General features: G+C 66.5%; 16 protein-coding genes. 4 read left to right on the plus strand and 12 right to left on the minus strand.

The annotated features are described in order from the left end of the window. Window positions 1-89: 89 nt before the first annotated feature. The 4 genes from CAL26_RS04005 to miaB form a co-directional block, all read right to left on the minus strand. On the minus strand, window positions 90-983 hold the full coding sequence (locus CAL26_RS04005) for an HlyC/CorC family transporter (RefSeq protein ID WP_094845598.1): 894 nt from the start codon (window positions 981-983) through the stop codon (window positions 90-92). Between the two features lie 107 nt (window positions 984-1090). Continuing rightward, window positions 1091-1591: an rRNA maturation RNase YbeY gene (gene ybeY, locus CAL26_RS04010; RefSeq protein ID WP_094845599.1), complete on the minus strand. Its 501-nt coding sequence runs from the start codon at window positions 1589-1591 to the stop codon at window positions 1091-1093. Then, window positions 1581-2597 carry a PhoH family protein gene (locus CAL26_RS04015; protein WP_094845600.1) on the minus strand — a complete coding sequence of 339 codons (1017 nt, stop codon included), beginning with the start codon at window positions 2595-2597 and terminating at the stop codon, window positions 1581-1583. The genes ybeY and CAL26_RS04015 overlap by 11 nt, the downstream gene beginning before the upstream one ends. Further along, window positions 2597-4036: a tRNA (N6-isopentenyl adenosine(37)-C2)-methylthiotransferase MiaB gene (gene miaB / locus CAL26_RS04020; protein ID WP_094845601.1), complete on the minus strand. Its 1440-nt coding sequence runs from the start codon at window positions 4034-4036 to the stop codon at window positions 2597-2599. The genes CAL26_RS04015 and miaB overlap by 1 nt, the downstream gene beginning before the upstream one ends. Before the next feature lie 169 nt (window positions 4037-4205). Here miaB and CAL26_RS04025 point away from each other — a divergent pair, with 169 nt between their 5' ends. Continuing rightward, window positions 4206-4955: a phosphatase PAP2 family protein gene (locus tag CAL26_RS04025; protein ID WP_094845602.1), complete on the plus strand. Its 750-nt coding sequence runs from the start codon at window positions 4206-4208 to the stop codon at window positions 4953-4955. Between the two features lie 25 nt (window positions 4956-4980). Here CAL26_RS04025 and CAL26_RS04030 read toward each other — a convergent pair whose 3' ends face one another. Both CAL26_RS04030 and CAL26_RS04035 read right to left on the minus strand, forming a co-directional pair. After that, entirely contained in the window at window positions 4981-5364 is a 384-nt protein-coding gene (locus CAL26_RS04030) for an RNA-binding S4 domain-containing protein (protein ID WP_086067681.1), read from the minus strand. Window positions 5365-5435: 71 nt separating this feature from the next. Beyond that, window positions 5436-6362 carry an SMP-30/gluconolactonase/LRE family protein gene (locus CAL26_RS04035; protein ID WP_179283240.1) on the minus strand — a complete coding sequence of 309 codons (927 nt, stop codon included), beginning with the start codon at window positions 6360-6362 and terminating at the stop codon, window positions 5436-5438. Between the two features lie 211 nt (window positions 6363-6573). On the opposite strand from CAL26_RS04035, the gene CAL26_RS04040 reads away from it, so the two are divergent. The 3 genes from CAL26_RS04040 (at window position 6574) to CAL26_RS04050 (ending at window position 9183) form a co-directional block, all read left to right on the plus strand. Continuing rightward, on the plus strand, window positions 6574-7380 hold the full coding sequence (locus CAL26_RS04040; protein ID WP_094845604.1) for a transporter substrate-binding domain-containing protein: 807 nt from the start codon (window positions 6574-6576) through the stop codon (window positions 7378-7380). Between the two features lie 27 nt (window positions 7381-7407). Then, window positions 7408-8265 carry an FRG domain-containing protein gene (locus CAL26_RS04045; RefSeq protein WP_179283241.1) on the plus strand — a complete coding sequence of 286 codons (858 nt, stop codon included), beginning with the start codon at window positions 7408-7410 and terminating at the stop codon, window positions 8263-8265. Between the two features lie 189 nt (window positions 8266-8454). Further along, on the plus strand, window positions 8455-9183 hold the full coding sequence (locus tag CAL26_RS04050; protein ID WP_373454437.1) for a haloacid dehalogenase type II: 729 nt from the start codon (window positions 8455-8457) through the stop codon (window positions 9181-9183). 25 nt (window positions 9184-9208) lie between these two features. Here CAL26_RS04050 and CAL26_RS04055 read toward each other — a convergent pair whose 3' ends face one another. The 6 genes from CAL26_RS04055 to queA form a co-directional block, all read right to left on the minus strand. Further along, on the minus strand, window positions 9209-9586 hold the full coding sequence (locus CAL26_RS04055) for a hypothetical protein (RefSeq protein ID WP_094845607.1): 378 nt from the start codon (window positions 9584-9586) through the stop codon (window positions 9209-9211). A gap of 119 nt (window positions 9587-9705) precedes the next feature. Next, window positions 9706-10635: a protein translocase subunit SecF gene (gene secF, locus CAL26_RS04060; protein WP_094845608.1), complete on the minus strand. Its 930-nt coding sequence runs from the start codon at window positions 10633-10635 to the stop codon at window positions 9706-9708. A 116-nt stretch (window positions 10636-10751) separates the two neighbouring features. Next, a complete protein-coding gene (gene secD, locus CAL26_RS04065; RefSeq protein ID WP_094845609.1) occupies window positions 10752-12647 on the minus strand; it encodes a protein translocase subunit SecD in 1896 nt (631 codons plus the stop codon). 154 nt (window positions 12648-12801) lie between these two features. Then, window positions 12802-13134 (minus strand): preprotein translocase subunit YajC, encoded by a 333-nt coding sequence (gene yajC / locus CAL26_RS04070; protein ID WP_373454447.1) that lies wholly within the window; start codon window positions 13132-13134, stop codon window positions 12802-12804. Between the two features lie 180 nt (window positions 13135-13314). Further along, a complete protein-coding gene (tgt, locus tag CAL26_RS04075; RefSeq protein ID WP_094845610.1) occupies window positions 13315-14451 on the minus strand; it encodes a tRNA guanosine(34) transglycosylase Tgt in 1137 nt (378 codons plus the stop codon). Further along, the gene (gene queA / locus CAL26_RS04080) at window positions 14448-15494 is read right to left on the minus strand and encodes a tRNA preQ1(34) S-adenosylmethionine ribosyltransferase-isomerase QueA (protein ID WP_094846011.1); all 1047 of its coding nucleotides are present in this window, start codon (window positions 15492-15494) and stop codon (window positions 14448-14450) included. The genes tgt and queA overlap by 4 nt, the downstream gene beginning before the upstream one ends. Window positions 15495-15612: the final 118 nt, after the last annotated feature.

Genomic DNA, 15612 nt, shown 5'->3' on the forward strand with positions numbered 1-15612 from the left:
ACCCGCCCGCCGTCGCCCGAGCCGGGTTGAACCGGCCGTGCCTGTTCCCGCCGCGTCCTCCGCGCGCGGGTCGCGCTTGTCCGGAATGCTCATTCTGCGTCGGCGGAAGCAGCAGGGGTGGCGGTGGGAGGCAGCCGCTTCACGCGCAGCCACAGCGCGCGGCGGGGATCCGCGCGCACGACTTCGAAACTCAGGCCGTCGCGCTCGGCGTAATCGCCGCGACGCGGGATGCGGCCGAGTTCGCCGCCCAGCCAGCCGCCGATGCTGTCGTACTCATCGTCCGGCAGCGCCAGGCCGAAGGCCTCGTTGAATTTCTCGATTTCGGTGCTCGCCTGCACCCGCCACTGGTTGTCGCCTTCCGGGAAGATGGTGGCTTCCTCGTCTTCGTCGAATTCATCCTCGATATCGCCGACGATTTCCTCCAGCACGTCTTCCATGCTGACCAGTCCGGCGATGCCGCCGTATTCGTCGATGACGATGGCCAGGTGGTTGCGGCTTTCGCGGAAATCGCGCAGCAGCACGTTCAGGCGCTTGGATTCGGGAATGAAAACAGCCGGGCGCACCAGCGAGCGCAGCTCGATGTTCGGTTCGAGCATGCAGCGCAGCAGGTCCTTGGCCAGCAGGATACCGATGATGTTGTCGCGGTCGTCCTCGAATACCGGAAAGCGCGAATGCGCGGTATCGATGATGACGGACAGCAGATAGGGCAGGGGCTGCGCGATGTCCAGCAGGTCCATGCGCGAACGCGGCACCATGATGTCGCCGACGGTGCGCTCCGAAACGGCGAGCGCGCCCTTGATCATCGCGTACGACTCGGCGTCCAGCAGATCGCGTTCGTGGGCGGCCTCGAGTATGGCCTTGATGCCTTCGCGATCTTCCGGTTCGCGGCGAACCAGGGACAGCAGGCGGTCGAGCAGGGATTTGTTGGCGGGCTTGGCTTGACGCGTGGAATCCGCGTCGTTCGCAGGGTAGGGGTCGGGCATCGTCCAGAGGACAGGTTACAAAGAATCCAGCATAACCGATGTTGCGCGGCGCTTTTGTAACGGCGCGGCGGGGATAACCCCAGTAGGAACCGGCCCGCGGCCGCCGCCTACTGCGGTTCGTAGGGATCGGCGATGCCCATCCCGGCCAGCACGCGGGTTTCCAGCGCTTCCATGCGCTTGGCGTCGCGCGCCTTGATGTGGTCGTAGCCCAGCGCATGCAGGGCGCCGTGCACGGTCAGGTGGGCGGCGTGGGCCAGCGGCGCTTTTCGTTGTTCGCGCGCCTCGCGGCGCAGGACGGGCAGGCAGAGCACGATATCGCCCCGGGCGATCCGGTCCGGCCCGACGCCGTATTCGAAGGTCAGCACATTGGTCGCATAGTCCCGGCCGCGAAACGCGTGATTGAGCTGGCGGCCTTCGGCCTGCCCGACGATGCGCAGGCTGATTTCCGCGCCCTGGAAATCGACCAGGCCATCGTCGCGCGCGGCCTGCAGCCCACGCTGTATCCAGCGCCGCAGCCGCCAGCGCGGCAGCGTGGGCGCGTCGACGGCATACTGAACGGAAAGCGACAGCGCGACGGAACCGGCGCCGTCGCCCAGGCTATTCCTCATCCGTCGCGGCCTTGTCGTAGGCGTCGACGATGCGCGCGACCAGCGGGTGGCGGACCACGTCGCGGCTGGTGAAGCGCGTGGTGGCGATGCCCTGGACTTCTTCCAGCACCCGCACCGCGTGGGCCAGGCCGCTTTGCTGGCCGCGCGGCAAGTCCACCTGCGACGGATCGCCCGTGATCACCGCCTTGCTGCCGAAACCGATACGCGTCAGGAACATCTTCATCTGTTCCGGCGTGGTGTTCTGCGCTTCGTCCAGGATGACGAACGCATGGTTCAGCGTGCGGCCGCGCATATAGGCCAGCGGGGCGATCTCGATGGTCTGTTTTTCGAACAGGCGCTGCACGCGTTCGAATCCCATCAGGTCGTACAAGGCGTCATACAGCGGACGCAGATAGGGATCGACCTTCTGCGCCAGGTCTCCTGGCAGGAAGCCCAGGCGTTCGCCGGCCTCGACAGCCGGGCGCGTCAGCACCAGGCGTTGCACGGTGTCGCGCTCCATGGCGTCGATGGCGCAGGCCACGGCCAGCCAGGTCTTGCCCGTGCCGGCCGGTCCGATGCCGAAGGTGATGTCGTGCTTGAGGATGTTTTCCAGATAGTCGCGCTGGCGCGGCGTGCGCGGACGCAGGTCCGAGCGGCGCGTGCGCAGGGCGATGAAGTCGCGGTCGTCGTCCAGGGCGGGGATCGCGCCGGGGCTCGACGCCTGCGTCGCGCCCGGCGCGCCGCCGACGCGGCCGATGCCGATTTCCACCAGGCCCAGCTGGATGTCGTCGACCGACAAGGGCTTGCGCGCCGCCTGCTCGTCGAAGCGGCGCAGCGCCTGCGCGGCCAGTTCCGCCTGTTCGCCTTCCAGCGTGACGCGGCTGCCGCGGCGCGTCAGCTTGACCGCCAGGCCATCGGCCAACTGGCGCAGGTTTTCGTCGAGAGGACCGCAGAGATTCGCCAGCTGCGCGTTGTCGCCGCTGAGCTGGACGGTGATGCCGGGTTGTTTGCGGGGCGCGCCTGCCATTACGCGGCCTCCCCGTCGCCGGCAACCGCCACCCGCCCGCGCAGGGAATTGGGGTAGGCCTCGGTGATGACGATGTCGACCATGCGGCCGATCAGCCGCGCCGGCGCGGCGAAATTGACGATGCGGTTGTTTTCCGTGCGGCCCATCAGTTCATTCGGATCGCGGCGCGACGGTCCTTCGACCAGCACGCGCTGGGTGGTACCGGTCATGGCGCGGCTGATCGCCGACGCCTGTTCGGCGATGCGCGCCTGCAGCCGCTGCAGGCGCTGCAGCTTGAGGGTCTGCGGCGTCTCGTCGGCCAGGTCGGCGGCCGGCGTGCCGGGACGACGCGAGTAGACAAAGGAAAACGACGTGTCGAAGCCGACGTCGTCGATCAGCTTCATGGTCTTCTCGAAGTCTTCTTCGGTTTCGCCGGGGAAGCCGACGATGAAGTCGGACGACAGGGTCAGGCCGGGGCGCGCTTCGCGCAGTCTGCGCACGATGGACTTGAATTCCAGCGTGGTGTAGCCGCGCTTCATCGCGGCCAGCACGCGATCGCTGCCGGCTTGCACCGGCAGGTGCAGGAAGGACACCAGCTTGGGCAGGCGGGCATAGGCCTCGATCAGCCGCGGCGTCATTTCCTTGGGGTGCGAGGTCGTGTAGCGGATCCGTTCGATGCCGGGAATGTCGTGCACGTATTCCAGCAGCATGGCGAAATCGGCGATGTCGTCGCCATCGCCCAGGCGGCCGCGGTAGGCATTGACGTTCTGGCCCAGCAGCGTGACTTCCTTCACGCCCTGGTCCGCCAGGTCGGCGATTTCGACCAGGATGTCGTCGAAGGGGCGCGAGACTTCGTCGCCGCGGGTGTAGGGCACGACGCAGAAGCTGCAGTACTTGCTGCAGCCTTCCATGATGGACACGAAGGCGGTCGCCCCGTCGACGCGCGGCGGCGGCAGCGAGTCGAATTTTTCGATGCTCGGGAAGCTGATGTCCACCTGGGCGCGGCCTTCGGCTTCGCGCTGGCGGATCAGCTCCGGCAGGCGGTGCAGGGTCTGCGGACCGAACACCACGTCGACGTACGGGGCGCGCTTGACGATGGCCTCGCCTTCCTGGCTGGCCACGCAGCCGCCCACGCCGATGACCAGCCCAGGCTTGGTTTTCTTGAGCTGCTGCACGCGGCCCAGGTCGGAGAACACTTTTTCCTGCGCCTTTTCGCGCACGGAACAGGTGTTGAACAGGATGATGTCCGCGTCTTCCGGGGTGTCGGTCAACTCCACGCCCTGCGATTCACGCAGCACGTCCACCATTTTGTCGGAGTCGTACTCGTTCATCTGGCAGCCGAAGGTGCGGATGAACAATTTGCGGGGCGTATCGGAGGCCGGGCCAGCGGACAGGGCAGGCGTAGCGTCGGCGGACGCCGGCGCGGGTGCGCCGTCGCGCGCGAGTAGGGTTTCTTGCATGTCGGAAGCCGTGACGGGTGTAGATCCCGGGGGCGGAGGAGAAAAACAGAATTTTACCCCGGATGCGCCGTTGTCTTGGTATTGTCTCGGTCCGGTCCTAGCATGAGGCCGGATACGCGGCCGGCCGCACGGGGCGGCGCCGCGCAATCGACAGGGAAGACGAGGGGACATGGTCCAGAACACGGCCTTGCGCGACGATGCGCATTCCAGCCACGGGGCGCCGCGCCACGGTAAGGCGGCACGCAATCGATGGATGGCCGCCTGGCTGTTGGCCCTGCTGCTGATCGGCGGCCTGGTGGTCTTCGTCGATCTGCCCCTGGCCAGGTACCTGCATGCCAATGTGTCGCCGGCCGTGGACAACGCCTTCGAATGGATAGGCGAACTGGGCGATAGCAACAATTACGCGTGGGTCGTGCTGGCGGTCTATATCGCCGCCCTGGCGGCGCTGCGGCGCGGCAGGGACGGCGCCTGGATCGGCGGCTACGAACGGGTGGTGCGCGGCAGCCTGCTGCTGATGGGCGCCTGGATCGCTGGCGGCATTGTCACGGGGCTGCTCAAGCAGACGGTGGCGCGCGCCCGGCCCTATGTGTTGTTCGAGCAGGGCTACTACGGGCTGGGACACGCCTTCCAGGGCAAGCCTTTCAACTCTTTCCCGTCCAGCCATTCCCTGACGGCCTTCGTGCTGGCGTCGGCGATCGCGGTGGTGGCGCCGCGCTGGCGGCTGCCGGTGTTCGCGCTGGCGGTGCTGGCGGGCATCAGCCGGCTGGTCAACCTGGATCATTTCGCGTCCGACGTGGCCGCCTCGGCGCTGATCGCGATCACCGCCGTGCACGTGCTCAAGCCGTGGTTCCTGGATCCCGCCTATCGGTGGCCCACGCGGCTGCCCTGGCGCTGGTTCCGTCGCGGCGAGCGGGCCTGAGCCAGGGCGCGGCCGAACTGGCCGCCTATTTACCGCGCCACTGATCGATCAATCGGCGGTCGCGCTTGGTCGGGCGGCCTTCGACGATATCGAGGGCAGGTTCGGGTGCCAGGCGGCGCATTTCGGCGGCCCGTTCGCGGGCGGCGATGCTTTCGGGGGTTTCGTCGTACATCAGGCGCGCCGCTGTGGCGGGGCCGCGTATGGTGCTGACCGCGCGGACCAGCACGCGTATGGGCGGATCGTTCTTGCGCAAGGTGATGTAATCGCCTTCGCCCACGTCGCGCGCCGGCTTGGCGGGCTGATCGTTGACCAGCACCCGACCCTTGCCGATTTCCTCGACCGCCAGGGCACGCGTCTTGTAGAAGCGCGCGGCCCACAGCCATTTATCCAACCGTATCTTGTTCGTCATGGAGTCCTCAGACGTCATCGGCGGCTTTGTCGTGGCGTCCCGTCACACGTTCCATGCCCGCTCGGCGCGGCTCATCCTCGCGGCGGCGCCAGCGGATTCCTGACCCGGTAGAGACTTCCTTCGTCGTCATCGATGGTGCCGTAGACCCAGGCCTGATCCGGCGAGATCGCCAGATTGGCATGGTGGGTGCCCGGTAGGGACTGCGTTGCCAGCAGGCGGCCATCGGCGCCGAACACGGCAAAGCCGTCGCCATTGTAGAGGCTGACGTACACATGGCCCGAGGGATCCGTACGCACTCCATCCGGGGTATGGCGTCCGTCGCCCGGCAGCCGCTCGCCATGGCCCAGATCGTCCAGCACCAGGAAATCCCGCCGCCCGGTCAGGCTGCCGTCCGCCGCCACATCGAAGCGCAGCAGCTTGTCCGTGGTGCTCTCGCCCAGGTAAAGGGTACGGCCATCGGGCGACAAGGCCACGCCGTTGGCATTCTGCACGTGGTCCACCACCATGTCGGCCCGTGCCAATCCCGCCGCCAGGTGATAAAGCCGGCCCTCTATCCCCTGCGCGCCGCCGGAAGCGGTGAAATAGGCGCCGCCATGGCCGTCCGGCGCCAGATCATTGGGGCGGACCAAAGGCTCCCCCTGTGCGCCCCTATCCACGGTACGCAGCAGCCGGCCATCCAGCGTACGCTGTTCCACCGTTCCGGCGTCATAACAGGCGACCAGCATCGTGCCGTCCGCCAGCGGCAGCAGGCCATTGGGGCCACAGCCCGCCGATTGCCACGCGTGTACGGCCGACCGGTCCGCGCCCAGGCGAAGCACGGCGGACGTGCCGTAGTCCACGAAATAAAGCGTGTCGCCGACGAACACGGTGCCTTCGGGGAACTGCAAGCCGGACGCGAAGCGCTCCGCGTCGCTGGCGGGCGCCGCATGCAGGGGGGCGCATAGCGCCATCAGCACAAGCAATAGATAACGCATGGGATAACGCATGGGATAACGCATGGATCGATGCTCCTGGAAAGCCGTCCCCCCCGGGCGCGGCCTACCTTCGACGGCCCGCGCGCGCGGCAGTTCCCCTCCCGCCCGCAAGCCGTGCAAACCCGCAATGTATGCCCCCCCGCAAGCGATTACAGTTGTCAGTCGGATCGACCGCGTCCCGCGCCCTTGGCGGTCCGCGGTACCGCACAACTCCAATACCAAAGGAAACCCGGCCATGAAAATCCTTGCCGCTTTGATTCTGCTCTCCGTCCAGGCCCTGGCATACGCCCAGGCGCCCGTGGCCGGCGCGCCCGCCACCCCGACTCCCGCCGCGAATTCCGCGCTGGGCCGGATCGAGCAAGCGGGCGTGCTGCGCGTCTGTACGCCCGGCGACTACAAACCTTTCAGCTTCCAGCACGCGCCGGGCGAATTCGAGGGCATCGACATCGATCTGATGCAGACGCTGGCCGCGGCCCTTAAGGCCAAGCCGCAGTTCATCAAGACCACCTGGGCCAACCTGATGCCCGACTTCGTCGCCGGCAAGTGCGACATCGCGGTGGGCGGGATTTCCGCGTCTCTGGAACGCCAGAAGCAGGCTTACTTCAGCATGCCGTACATGATCAATGGCAAGACCCCGCTGACCCGCTGCGAGAACGTGGCCAAATTCCAGACCGTGGAGGCGATCGACCAGCCCTCGGTGCGCGTGATCGCCAACCCCGGCGGCAGCAACGAACGCTTCGCCAAGACCAGGCTGAGCCACGCGAAGCTGACCATGCACCCGGACAACCTGACCATCTTCGACGAATTGATCAAGGGCCAGGCCGACGTCTTCGTCACGGAAGCGGCGGAAGCCATCGTGCAGAGCAAGCTGCATCCCGAGCTGTGCGCGGTCAACCCAGACAAGCCGCTGCAGTATGCCGAGATGGCCTACCTGCTGCCGCAGGGCGACGAAATCTTCAAGCGCTTCGTCGACCAATGGCTGCACCTGGCGCAAGCCAGCGGCGAATACGCGCAGATCAGTGGAAAATGGCTGGGCAAATGACCCATCCCACCACCTGAAGGACGGCGCTTGGAGACCATCACCGAGTACAAGCTGTGGTCGTTCACCGGCGGCTCGCCGGTGGCGACCGTGGTGCAGCGGCAGGACTATCGCAAGGCCGACGCCTATCCGGTCAGCTCGTACTTCGACCTGGCGACCCGGATCGCCGAACTGCAGTTCCACAACCGCGACCACATCCTGCTGTTCCGCGGCCAGGCGGCCGACCATCGCAATCGTGCCGGCTACACATCGCTGAAGCCGACGATACTGCGCGGCAACGGCGGCAAGAACCCCAGCCTGGACGAGCTGCGCAAACGCTACGCCAGGTTGACCGCGGCCGAAAAAATCCTGGCAGAGGAATACCTGGGGGCGGGCTTCCTGGGCCTGGAGCGCGTGGGCCGCCACGGCATGGTGCGCTGGGCGATCCTGCAGCATTACGAAATCTGCGCCACGCCGCTGCTCGACGTCACGCACTCGCTGCGCGTGGCGGCATCGTTCGCCAGCCACGATGCGCGGAACGAGGCCTATGTCTTCGTCGTCGGCGTGCCGTATCTGAGCGGCGGCATTACCGTCAGCGCCGAATCCGGCCTGCAGACCATCCGCCTGTCCAGCGTCTGCCCCCCATCCGCCGCGCGGCCGCATCTGCAGGAAGGCTATCTGCTGGGCGAATATCCGGAGATGTCCGGCATCGGCCAGAAAGCGCTGTACCTGCATCACGAAATGGATTTCGGGCGGCGCCTGGTGGCCAAGTTCCGCTTCGATCCCAGGCAGTTCTGGAAGGGGCACAGCTTTCCCATCGTGGGCAAGCATGAGCTCTATCCGTCCAGCGACCCCATGCTGGACCTGGCGCGGCGGGTCAGCGCCAGGCTGGCGCGCGAATCGCGCTGAAGGTCGGCGCCGCCAGCGCGGGCGCCAGTCCTGGGCGCTGCCTGGCGCGATGAGCACGCCAGGACGTGGCAGCAGTCCAGATTCGTCACTCCAGATTCGTTGGATATCGGTTCAGCGACGATTAAGCCGCGAGCGTATCACCAGCGGTAGACTTCGGCATCGAACTGATTCGATGCAAGGATGGAGACCATGGCCAAGGAAGATACGATCAAGGCGCTGCTGTTCGATGTGTTCGGAACGGTGGTCGACTGGCGCACCAGCGTCGCGCGGCAGTTGCGGCCGTTTCTGGAGCAGCATGGTATCCAGGACGACCCGCATGACGTCGCCAATGCCTGGCGCAAGAAGTACCAGCCGGCGCTGGAAGAAGTGCGTACCGGCCGGCGTCCCTTCGTCAAGCTGGACGTCCTGCATCGCGAGAACCTGGAAAAGCTGCTGGCCGACTACAAGGTGGACGTCGCCAGCCTGTCCGAGGAAACGCTGAACGACCTGAACCTGATCTGGCATCGGCTGGATCCGTGGCCCGATTCGGTCGCGGGTCTTCGGCGGTTGAAGCAGCGCTTCATCATCGCGCCGATGTCCAACGGCAATATCCGGCTGATGACCGACATGGCCAAGGGCGCCGGCCTGCCCTGGGACGCGATCCTGGGCGCGGAAGTCGTCAAGGCGTACAAGACTTCGCCCGAGGCCTATCTGCGCACCGCGGAAGTGCTGGACCTGCGCCCGGAAGAAATCTGCATGGTCGCCGCCCACAACTCCGACCTGGCGGCCGCGCGCAAGTGCGGATTCCATACCGCGTTCGTCCTGCGGCCCACGGAATACGGCCCGGACCAGAAAACCAATCTGCGCGCGGAACAGGACTGGGATTGGGTCGCCGACGATATGGGGCAGTTGGCCACGAAGATGAACTGCCCGGCCTGAGCCGGCCGCGCTGGTGGCGGGGGGGTTACTGCCGCGGCCCAGGCGCTTCGGCGGGCGCCTTCTGTGCCGCGTTCTGGATACCCGCCTGAAAGGCGCTCAGCATGTTCGACGTCAGCGCGGCGTTGACTGAGGCGATGCCCAGCACGACGGCGACCGCCGTCGTGACCAGCACCATTTTGTATCCCGCGATCTTGTTGTGGACCTCTTGCAGCTCCGCGCGCATTTCGGCCCGCATTTCTCTCATGTCGGCACGGATTTCCTTGTTGTCCGCGCGAATTTCCTTGAAGGTTTCCCGAATGTCGTGCGCGTAATCTTCAATGCGCGAGATCCGGCAGTCCATGCTGGCTTCGATGGCTTCGAGCCTGGAGTGAAATCTTCGGCGGGGCTGGGTGGCGGCTTCCATACCGGAAATTATCTTCCCGGTTCGCCAGCGCGGCAATATGACGGATGCGCCACGCGTAACCCCGGATCAACGGTGCGCCGCCCGCGGCGGGCGACGCGTTCCCGGCCGCGGGTACGAGATCAGGCGACCTCGGGTCCGTCCTTCTTGGCCGGCTTGACCAGGTCTTCGCGCTTGACGCCGAACCACATGGCCAGCGCCGCGGCCACGAACACCGACGAATAGATACCGAACCAGATGCCGATGGTCAGCGCCATCGCGAAGTAGTGCAGGGTCGGGCCGCCGAAGAACAGCATGGACAGCACCATCATCTGCGTGGAACCGTGCGTGATGATGGTCCGCGAGATGGTCTGCGTGATGGCGCCGTTGATGACTTCCTGCACCGACGCCTTGCGCTGCTTGCGGAAGTTCTCTCGGATCCGGTCCATGATCACCACGGATTCGTTGACCGAGTACCCCAGCACCGCCAGCACGCCCGCCAGCACGGACAGCGAGAATTCCCACTGGAAGAAGGCGAAGAAGCCCAGGATGATGACCACGTCATGCAGGTTGGCCACCACCCCCGCCAGCGCGAATTTCCATTCGAAGCGGATGCCCAGGTAGATGACGATGCCCAGCACCACGAACAGCAGCGCCATCAGGCCGTTGTGCACCAGCTCCTGGCCCACCTGCGGGCCGACGTATTCCACCCGGCGCAGCTCGACGGAAGAATCGTCGGCCTTCAGGGCCTTCAACACCGCGTCGCTCTGCTGCGAAGACGTCTGCCCGGCCTGCAGCGGCAGGCGGATCAGCACGTCGCGCGACGTGCCGAAGTTCTGCACCTGGAAGTCCGCATAGCCCAGCTTGGCCACGGACCCGCGCACCTTCTCCAGCTGCGCCGTCTGTGCGTAGTTGACTTCCATCACCGTGCCGCCGGTGAACTCGATGGACAGATGGAAACCGCGCGTCAGGATGAAGAAGACCGCCGCCAGGAAGGTGATCGCGCTGATGATATTGAGCACCAGCGCATGCCGCATGAATGGGATGGTGCGGTGTATGCGGAAAAATTCCATGATTCGCCTTGCTTGGTTGGGCCGGGTGGCGACGCCGCCGCGGCCCTGTCCTAATCGTGTTGTGTCGCGCTATCCCTGCACGTCCGGCATGCGCCGGACGGCAGGCCTGTTGTCCGTCAGGCCTTCGCCTTGCCGTCGTCCGACGGCTTCCACACCTGGCCGATCGATACGCTCGCCAGCTTCTTGCGGCGGCCGTACCACAGGTTGGCCAGCGCGCGCACACCCACCACCGACGAGAACATCGACGTCAGGATCCCCAGGCAGTGCACCACCGCGAAGCCGCGGATGGGGCCGGAACCGAAGGCCAGCAGCGCCAGGCCGACGATCAGCGTGGTCAGGTTCGAATCCAGGATGGTGCCCCAGGCGCGTTCGAAACCGTGATGGATGGCCTGCTGTGGCGAAGCGCCGTTGCGCAGCTCTTCACGTATGCGTTCGTTGATCAGCACGTTCGAGTCGATGGCCATGCCCAGCGTCAGCGCGATGGCCGCGATACCGGGCAGCGTCAGCGTGGCCTGCAGCATGGACAGCAGCGCCAGCAGCAGCAGCACGTTCACCGCCAGGCCGATGGTCGAGAACACGCCGAACAGGCGGTAATAAACGATGATGAAGACGGCGATCGCCAGGAAGCCGTACAGCGTCGAGGCAAAACCCTTGGCGATGTTGTCCGCGCCCAGGCTGGGCCCGATGGTGCGTTCTTCGATGATGGACATCGGCGCGGCCAGGGCGCCGGCGCGCAGCAGCAGCGCGGTATCGGCGGCTTCTTCGGCGGTCATGCTGCCGGAGATCTGCACCTGCCCGCCGGGGATCTCGCCGCGGATGACCGGCGCGGTGACGACTTCGCCCTTGCCGTTTTCGAACAGCAGGATGGCCATGCGCTTGCCGACGTTGTCGCGGGTGACGTCGCGGAAGATGCGCGCGCCCTTGGCGTCCAGCGTCAGGTGCACGGCGGCCTGCTGGGTCTGCTGGTCACGTCCCGGTTGGGCGTCCTGAAGGTTTTCGCCGGTCAGGATGACCTGGCGGCGCACCAGCAGCGGGCGGCCGTCGCGGTCGGTATAGCGTTCCAGGCCGAAGGGCACCGTATTGGCGGCCAGCGCGGCCTGGGCGGACGGCGAGTCGTCCACCATGCGGATTTCCAGGGTGGCGGTGCGGCCCAGCAGTTCCTTGGCCTTGGCCACGTCCTGCACGCCGGGCAGCTGCACGACGATACGGTCGTTGCCCTGCTGCTGGATGACCGGTTCGGCTACGCCCAGCTCGTTGATCCGGTTGTGCAGCGTATTGATGTTCTGGCTCAGCGCGGTTTCCTGCACCCGGGTGATGGACGCCGGGCTGAGCGTGCCGACCAGCTGCGGCTTGCCGCCGTCGTTCTGGTCGACGAATTGCAGGTCGGGCATGCGCGTGCGCAGGATGGACACGGCCTTGTCGCGGGCGTCGGCATTCGGGAAGGCGGCGGTGACGGACTGGCCCGTGCGGTCGACGGTGACGCCCGGCACGTCCTGATCGCGCAGCACGCTGCGCACATCGGCGGCCAGGGAATCGTAGCGGGCGGTCAATGCGCCCTGCATGTCGATCTGCAGCAGGAAATACACGCCGCCGCGCAGGTCCAGCCCCAGGTACATGGGCTTGGGTTCGAACCAGCCCAGCGCGCGCATCCATTCGGGCGAAGCCGGCAGCAGGTTCAGCGCCACCGTGTAATGGGGATCGCCCGGCACGGTATTCAGCGTCTTGTCGATCAGGTCGCGCGCCTGCAGCTGCTGATCCGTGGACCCGAAACGCGCGCGGATGGTGCCCAGCGGCCCGTTCTGCTCATAGTAGGCGCCGGTCGTGGGGATCTTGGCCTGGGCAAGGATCTGTTCCACCGTGCCGAGCAGGGCGTTGTCGACCTTGATCGTCGCTTTCGCACTGGAAATCTGTACCGCGGGGGATTCGCCGTAGAAATTGGGCAGCGTATACAGCAGGCCGATGACGACCGCGATCAGGACCGTAAGGTACTTCCAGAGGGGATAGCGGTTCATGGCCGGCTACTTGTAGGTGAAGAAAGACGGTTGAGGCGAAAAGCCGGGACGCATAAGGCGAAGCGCTTAAGGCGACGCGCTTAATGCGAGGCGCCGGAACGCTGCGAGCCCGGGCGGGCGGCGGCTGCGCCGCCGGCCCGGCATGCTGGGACGCTTACAGCGCCTTGATGGTTCCCTTGGGCAGCACGGTCGACACGGCGCTCTTCTGGACGACGACTTCGACGGGCTTGTCCGCGGACTCGGAGATCTCCACCGTGATGTAGGTGTCGGTGACGCGGGTGACCTTGCCCAGCACGCCGCCGGCGGTGACCACTTCGTCGCCCTTGCTCAGCGCGGCCAGCAGGTTGCGGTGTTCCTTCTGGCGCTTCATCTGCGGACGGATCATCAGGAAATACAGGATGACGAACATCAGCACGATCGGCAGGAAGTTCATCAGCGCGCTTTCCGGGGCGGCTTGGGCGATGACCACGCCCAGGTTGTCGGTCATGAAGGACATCGTGATACTCCTGTGGGATCCGGTCGCCGGATCCGGTTATCGGTTTTTGATCTGGTTGTGGGTTTTTCGCGAGCCTGCGCATCTAGGGCAGCCCGCTATTGTAGCGAAGCCGCCCGCCCGGGGTAGGCCCCCACCGCCGGCGCAGCCCGGCGGGGCGGCGCCGGGGCGTCGCTAATCCACCCCGCGCGCCCGGTCGGCCGCGAACTGCGCCCGCCAGGCCTCGAAGCGGCCGGCGGCGATGGCTTCGCGCATCTCGCCCATCAGCGTCAGGTAGAAATGCAGGTTGTGCAGCGTATTCAGCCGCGCGCCGGTGATTTCGTTGGCGCGCTGCAGATGGTGCAGGTAGGCCCGCGAAAAGTGCCGGCAGGTGTGGCAGGCGCAGCTGGGGTCCAGCGGCCGCGTATCGTCGCGGTAGCGCGCATTGCGGATCTTGACGTCGCCGTAGCGGGTGAAAAGCCAGCCGTTGCGTGCGTTGCGCGTCGGCATGACGCAGTCGAACATGTCGACGCCCTGCGCCACGCCGGCCACCAGGTCTTCCGGCGTGCCCACGCCCATCAGGTAGCGCGGGGCCTGGGCCGGCAGGCGCGGGGCCACGTGCGCCAGGATGCGCATCATGTCTTCCTTGGGCTCGCCCACGGACAGGCCGCCGATCGCATAGCCGTGAAAGCCGATCTCCAGCAGGCCGGCCAGCGATTCGTCGCGCAGGCGTTCGTACATGCCGCCCTGGACGATGCCGAACAGGGCATTGGGGTTCGCCAAGCCGTCGAAGGCGTCGCGCGAGCGGCGCGCCCAGCGCAGCGACATGCGCATGGAGCGCGCGGCTTCTTCTTCCGTGGCGGCGCGGCCGTCGATTTCATAGGGCGTGCATTCGTCGAACACCATCACGATGTCCGAGTTCAGCGCGCGCTGGATGCGCATGGACTCTTCCGGCGTCAGGAACAGCCGGGCGCCGTCGATGGGCGACGCGAACCGCACGCCTTCTTCGGTGATCTTGCGCATGCCCTGCAGGCTGAACACCTGGAAACCGCCCGAGTCGGTCAGGATGGGCCGGTTCCAGCCCATGAATCCGTGCAGCCCGCCATGCTTTTCCATGATGTCCGTGCCCGGACGCAGCCACAGGTGGAAGGTATTGCCCAGCACGATCTGGGCGCCGATTTCTTCCAGCTCGTGGGGCAGCATGGCCTTGACGCTGCCGTAGGTGCCCACGGGCATGAAGATGGGGGTTTCGACCACGCCATGGTTCAGCGTGATGCGGCCGCGCCGGGCGCCGCCATCGGTGGCCAGCAGTTGGAAATCGAGTCCGGTCATGGTGTGGGGGCCGCGGCGGCTTCGATGAACATCGCGTCGCCGTAGCTGAAGAAGCGGTAGCGTTGCGCCACGGCGTGGGCATACGCGCGGCGGATGGGTTCCATGCCCGCCAGCGCCGACACCATCATCAGGAGCGTCGACTGCGGCAGGTGGAAATTGGTGATCAGCACGTCCAGCGCCTGGAAACGATAGCCCGGCGTGATGAAGAGCCGCGTATCGCCCTGGGTGGCGCGCAGCGGCAGATGCTGCCCCGCCGCGGATTCCAGGGCGCGGGCGCTGGTGGTGCCGACCGCCACCACGCGGCCGCCGGCCGCCTTGGCGCGCGCGACGGCGTCCGCGGTCGCCTGGGGCACGGTGTACCACTCGGCGTGCATGACGTGGTCGGCGATATTGTCCACCCGCACCGGCTGGAAGGTGCCGGCGCCGACGTGCAGGGTGACGAAGGCGCGCCCGACGCCCAGGGCTTCCAGGCGGTCCAGCATGGCCTGGTCGAAATGCAGGCCGGCGGTGGGCGCCGCCACCGCGCCGGGTTCACGGGCGTAGACGGTCTGGTAGCGGGTGTCGTCGTCGCTGTCCGGCGCATGGGTGATATAGGGCGGCAGCGGCGTGGCGCCATGGGCGTCCAGCAGCGCCAGTACGTCCTCCGTAAAACTCAGGTCGAAGAGCTCCCCGGCGCGGCCTTCCACCACGGCCTCGAAGGCGTCTGCCAGCCGCAGGACCGTTCCCGGCCCGGGCGATTTGCTGGCGCGCACGTGCGCCAGGGCGCGGCGCGGCCCGGTGATGCGTTCGACCAGGACCTCTATCTTGCCGCCGCTGGCCTTGTGGCCGGTCAGGCGCGCCTTGATCACGCGGGTATCGTTGAATACCAGCAGGTCGCCCGGGCGCAGCAGCGCGGCCACGTCGGCGAAGCGCCGGTCGTGCAGCTCGCCGTGGGTGTCCAGGTGCAGCAGACGGCTGCCGCCGCGCTCGGCGCTGGGATGCTGCGCGATGAGCTCCGGCGGCAGGTCATAGTCGAAATCGGCAAGGCGAAGGGAAGAGGGCAGGGACGGAGACACGCTGGACGTCGAAATCGTAAAAAGCCAACCCGGCATTGTAGTGGCCCGGGCGCACGACCCCGCCACGCAAGGTATCCTTGGCGCTTTTGGCGATCTGGCGACGGCA

The sequence above is a fragment of the Bordetella genomosp. 9 genome (assembly GCF_002261425.1).
Lineage (GTDB): Bacteria > Pseudomonadota > Gammaproteobacteria > Burkholderiales > Burkholderiaceae_B > Bordetella_C.

What these genes read in the sequence shown, in the direction of transcription:
- secD (WP_094845609.1), bottom strand. Translation starts at nt 12,647, where the DNA reads ATGAACCGCTATCCCCTCTGGAAGTACCTTACGGTCCTGATCGCGGTC.
- CAL26_RS04030 (WP_086067681.1), bottom strand. Translation starts at nt 5,364, where the DNA reads ATGACGAACAAGATACGGTTGGATAAATGGCTGTGGGCCGCGCGCTTC.
- CAL26_RS04025 (WP_094845602.1), top strand. Translation starts at nt 4,206, where the DNA reads ATGGTCCAGAACACGGCCTTGCGCGACGATGCGCATTCCAGCCACGGG.
- CAL26_RS04055 (WP_094845607.1), bottom strand. Translation starts at nt 9,586, where the DNA reads ATGGAAGCCGCCACCCAGCCCCGCCGAAGATTTCACTCCAGGCTCGAA.
- secF (WP_094845608.1), bottom strand. Translation starts at nt 10,635, where the DNA reads ATGGAATTTTTCCGCATACACCGCACCATCCCATTCATGCGGCATGCG.
- CAL26_RS04035 (WP_179283240.1), bottom strand. Translation starts at nt 6,362, where the DNA reads ATGCGTTATCCCATGCGTTATCCCATGCGTTATCTATTGCTTGTGCTG.
- yajC (WP_373454447.1), bottom strand. Translation starts at nt 13,134, where the DNA reads ATGACCGACAACCTGGGCGTGGTCATCGCCCAAGCCGCCCCGGAAAGC.
- CAL26_RS04050 (WP_373454437.1), top strand. Translation starts at nt 8,455, where the DNA reads ATGGCCAAGGAAGATACGATCAAGGCGCTGCTGTTCGATGTGTTCGGA.
- CAL26_RS04015 (WP_094845600.1), bottom strand. Translation starts at nt 2,597, where the DNA reads ATGGCAGGCGCGCCCCGCAAACAACCCGGCATCACCGTCCAGCTCAGC.
- tgt (WP_094845610.1), bottom strand. Translation starts at nt 14,451, where the DNA reads ATGACCGGACTCGATTTCCAACTGCTGGCCACCGATGGCGGCGCCCGG.
- CAL26_RS04005 (WP_094845598.1), bottom strand. Translation starts at nt 983, where the DNA reads ATGCCCGACCCCTACCCTGCGAACGACGCGGATTCCACGCGTCAAGCC.
- CAL26_RS04040 (WP_094845604.1), top strand. Translation starts at nt 6,574, where the DNA reads ATGAAAATCCTTGCCGCTTTGATTCTGCTCTCCGTCCAGGCCCTGGCA.
- miaB (WP_094845601.1), bottom strand. Translation starts at nt 4,036, where the DNA reads ATGCAAGAAACCCTACTCGCGCGCGACGGCGCACCCGCGCCGGCGTCC.
- ybeY (WP_094845599.1), bottom strand. Translation starts at nt 1,591, where the DNA reads ATGAGGAATAGCCTGGGCGACGGCGCCGGTTCCGTCGCGCTGTCGCTT.